Genomic DNA, 3391 nt, shown 5'->3' on the forward strand with positions numbered 1-3391 from the left:
GGGTCATGGTGCCGTGAGTGCCCTTGGGGCTGGAGTCGGCGTAGCAGTGCGTGCATTCGAGGTTGCAGAACCCGGTGACCTCCAGCCAGGCGAACCCGAGCGTGGATGTGGGCGGTAAGACGGCAGCACTCATCAGAACTCCTTGAGGAAAGCTGGCTTTGGGGGCGGAACAGGGGTCAGTGAGACGACTCGTCGTCTACGACGGTGCGTTCAGCGGGCCCCGGAGCGTCGGGTGCCATGACCTGGGTGACGTGGTCGATGCGGTCGTGGAGGCTGATCGCGGGCCCGGTGAGGCCGAGTAGCGCGAGGGCTGTGAGGGCGGCTCCGAGGGCGCGGTCGTAGGCGTACATGAGGGCCTCCAGGGGGTGTGGTTCAGCCTGTACCCGCCGTGGCCGACCGGGACGGGCCGTTCCCCGCCGGGCTGGGAGGGGGCCTGGGTATGGCAGCCGTGTGTGCAGCGGAGCGTCAGCACCGGTGGCTCAACTGGACTCTGGCCCTGGAGACGTATCTCGCCGGGCCCGTCGCAGTGGGCGCATTCGTCCCGGCCGCACTCGGGCGACTCGTACGCCTGGGTCACCTGGGGTGCCGGAATTCGGTGCGCTCGGGGGTGAGCTGTCCGTGGCCGCGTTCGATCAACGCGGCCACCGCACCGGGGTCGCACAGGCGGGCCGGGTATTCCATGGGGACGCACCAGTGCAGATGAGCGTGTTCGGTGAGGTCGGTGCGGGGCACGCCGAGCCAGGCTCCCCGGCTGAGGCAGCGGGCGAGCCCGGAAGCCCACGTCTCAGAGGTCTGCGGCGGTACGAGCGCGTAGTACCAGCGCGCCGGGTCGCAGATGACCGGGCCGCCGAAGTCTGCGAGGTGTTCGGCGAGGGTGGAGTGGATCGCGCTGTCGGCTGCGGCGTGGACGAGCTCGGCCGGGATCCGAACGGTGTCGAAACGCCAGCCCGCCGGGAGTATGGCGTGGGAGCCGTCGTCCCAAGCGGCCAGGGCGTCTGCCGGGTCATCAAGTGCCTCGGCGAGCCAGACGCCGGTCACTGCGATCGGCGTCTTCCGGGGGTACGGCGGTGCGGCGGCTCGACCGATGAAGCCGGCAGGCTGCGCGGGGGTGGTCATCATCATGCTCCCCAGTCGTATGGGCGAAGCGATGCCGACGACCCTAGGGAGGCTGGTTGCGCACTCGCATGACGATTGCGCGGGATTGTGCAGGCGGCGCTATGGATGTGCCGGATTGCTCACACCGCGTCGAGGAAGCTGCGCGCCCGGCCGATGGCTCGCTGCGCTTGCCGCCCGAACACGGCTGACTCGGCCAGCCATTCCCACGCCCGCTCGTACAGCCGGATCGACTCCTCATCATCCAGCCACATCTCCGTGGAGATCGTCTCCACGATGACGAGCCGCTGGTCATAGATCCAAAACGCGTGACTCGGAGTGCGCCGAAGCTGAGCATCGAACGGAATGATCCCCAGCTCTACGGTGTCCAGGCCGATCAACGAGACGAGCCGGTCCAGCTGGGCCGCATGGACACCGTCCGGGCAGGTCCGCACGTATAGAGCGCCCTCCCAGACCAGGAATCTGAACTGCTTCCCCGGCTGGTACAGGGCCTCCTGACGGCGGATTCGGGCCCGTACGGCACCCTCGACATCCTTGGTGATCTGCCGGAATTCGGCGCTCGCCTCGAACCCATGGCGAGCGTACTCCGCCGTCTGGAACATGCCCGGAATCCGGGCGATCTCCAGACCCCGGATCGTCTGCGTAGCGGCAGTTTGCGCAATCGCCAGCTCCTGCCGCGCGCGATGCCCGCCCGCGAGCTGGCGACGCCAAGAGCGGTACTTCGTCTCCAGTCCCATCAGTCGGCCCTTGAGCTCGCCCGCGAGTTCTGGGTGCCCGACCGCAATCGCCCACGCTGTGAGGTCGGTGGGCGAGGGGGTCTGCTTACCGTTCTCCAGACGGGAGATCTTCGATCGCTGCCAGCCGAGCACCTCGGCGAGACCCTTGCCCGTGAGCCCGGCATCGGTGCGCAGCTCACGGAGCCGGGCACCGAGAGCGACCCGGGCGGTCTGAAAATCTGTGGTCACATCGTGGAACGTACCTGGCGCGTGAAGTCGGCGGTACGGGCGTAATGCCAAGCGGCATCCCGAGCCTGGCAGGCAGCGAGAACCTCCGCCGGGTCCTCGGTGACGTATACACCCAGGGTGGTGTCCTCCTCATCGAAGGCGAATCGCACCAGCGTGCGGGAGTCGAAGAGCCAGAAGTCGAAGTCCGGCAGGCGCAGCTCCTGAGCACGAGCGCGGGTCAGGTGCCGGATGTCCTCGCCCGCTGCGATGTTGGTCGCCGCCCGCGCTCGGAGGAACTGCTGCCCCTCGGTGGCTGGCTCGTCCAGGATGCGTACCCGTTCGATCCGCTTGCCCAGTGCGACCTGGGCGGCGACGTTCTGCCGCCAGGCGTTGGGCGGATCGCCGGTGATGTCCTGGCCGTCGAGGAACTGTTGCCACAGCGGGGACTTGCGGTCGGACGCGTATCCGCGTCGCGTCTCCAGCCGCCAGGCTGTGTGCTGGAACTCGCGAAACATGTGGGAGACGGAAGGGAATGGTTGCAGCTCAGGCGCGGTGAGGCGCGGCGCGTAGCGGACGAGGAGGTCTCTCGGAACCCGGACGAACGTCTCGGATTCCTTCACATCACGGAGCTGCGCGAGATGGCCCGGGTCGGTCTCCCGGTCACCCTGAACGAGGATCTCGTCTGTGCCCTCGATCTCGTAGAGAGTGGGGCAGTCACCATCGTCGCTGGTCGTGCCAATGAACCTGAGCGGCATGTGGCCCTCCGGTGAATGAGGTTGGGGCTTCAGGATGCTGTGGATGGCTTCCCGGCGCCCAAAGATTGCGTCTGGTTGCTGAACGCGTGAACCAGTCAGCGAGATTGCGCGCAATCAAAACCAAGACCGCCCCCGCCGCGTAGGGCGAAGGGGGTGTTGATCTTCGGACCGCCCCCGCACACGCGGGGCCGACTCGCCCCCGTCGAGTCCGAAGTAGACGTGGGCGGGACCACCCCCGCATGGGCGGGGCCGACACCAGCCTCGGCGGCATCGGATCCGTCCTGTGGGGACCATCCCCGCAGGCGCGGGGCCGACACGCAGTCCAAATGCGGTTCCGCACGGTCACGAGGACCATCCCCGCAGGCGCGGGGCCGACACAGCGACCGCCACTGGGCCCATGGTGGACGCCGGACCATCCCCGCAGGCGCGGGGCCGACCCCGGCGGCCCCACCTGGGGGATGAACGGCGGCGGACCATCCCCGCAGGCGCGGGGCCGACACTTCCTGACCTGCGCGTTCACATCGTGGAGTGGCGGTTTTCATTCACTTGCGAGCAGTCGGGCATCGGGGTCTCCCGGTG

4 protein-coding genes and 1 CRISPR repeat array are annotated in these 3391 nt (G+C 68.2%); all 4 genes read right to left on the reverse strand.

Annotated features, from left to right (window positions below):
* Positions 1–176: 176 nt before the first annotated feature.
* The 4 genes from FF041_RS35260 to FF041_RS35275 all read right to left on the reverse strand — a co-directional run bounded on the left by FF041_RS35260 (position 177) and on the right by FF041_RS35275 (position 2812).
* On the reverse strand, positions 177–350 hold the full coding sequence (locus tag FF041_RS35260) for a hypothetical protein (RefSeq protein ID WP_153526515.1): 174 nt from the start codon (positions 348–350) through the stop codon (positions 177–179).
* Positions 351–573: 223 nt separating this feature from the next.
* Positions 574–1122, reverse strand: coding sequence for a hypothetical protein (locus FF041_RS35265; RefSeq protein WP_153526517.1), 549 nt, complete (start codon positions 1120–1122; stop codon positions 574–576).
* A 113-nt stretch (positions 1123–1235) separates the two neighbouring features.
* On the reverse strand, positions 1236–2078 hold the full coding sequence (locus FF041_RS35270; RefSeq protein WP_323393631.1) for a helix-turn-helix domain-containing protein: 843 nt from the start codon (positions 2076–2078) through the stop codon (positions 1236–1238).
* On the reverse strand, positions 2075–2812 hold the full coding sequence (locus tag FF041_RS35275; protein WP_153526522.1) for a DUF6879 family protein: 738 nt from the start codon (positions 2810–2812) through the stop codon (positions 2075–2077). Before FF041_RS35275 ends, FF041_RS35270 begins: the two co-directional genes overlap by 4 nt.
* A gap of 165 nt (positions 2813–2977) precedes the next feature.
* Positions 2978–3310: a CRISPR direct-repeat array (repeat unit 28 nt; unit sequence GGACCATCCCCGCAGGCGCGGGGCCGAC).
* The last annotated feature ends 81 nt before the right edge of the window (positions 3311–3391 follow it).

It is taken from the genome of Streptomyces jumonjinensis, assembly GCF_009600885.1.
In the GTDB taxonomy this organism is placed as follows: Bacteria; Actinomycetota; Actinomycetes; order Streptomycetales; family Streptomycetaceae; genus Streptomyces; species Streptomyces jumonjinensis.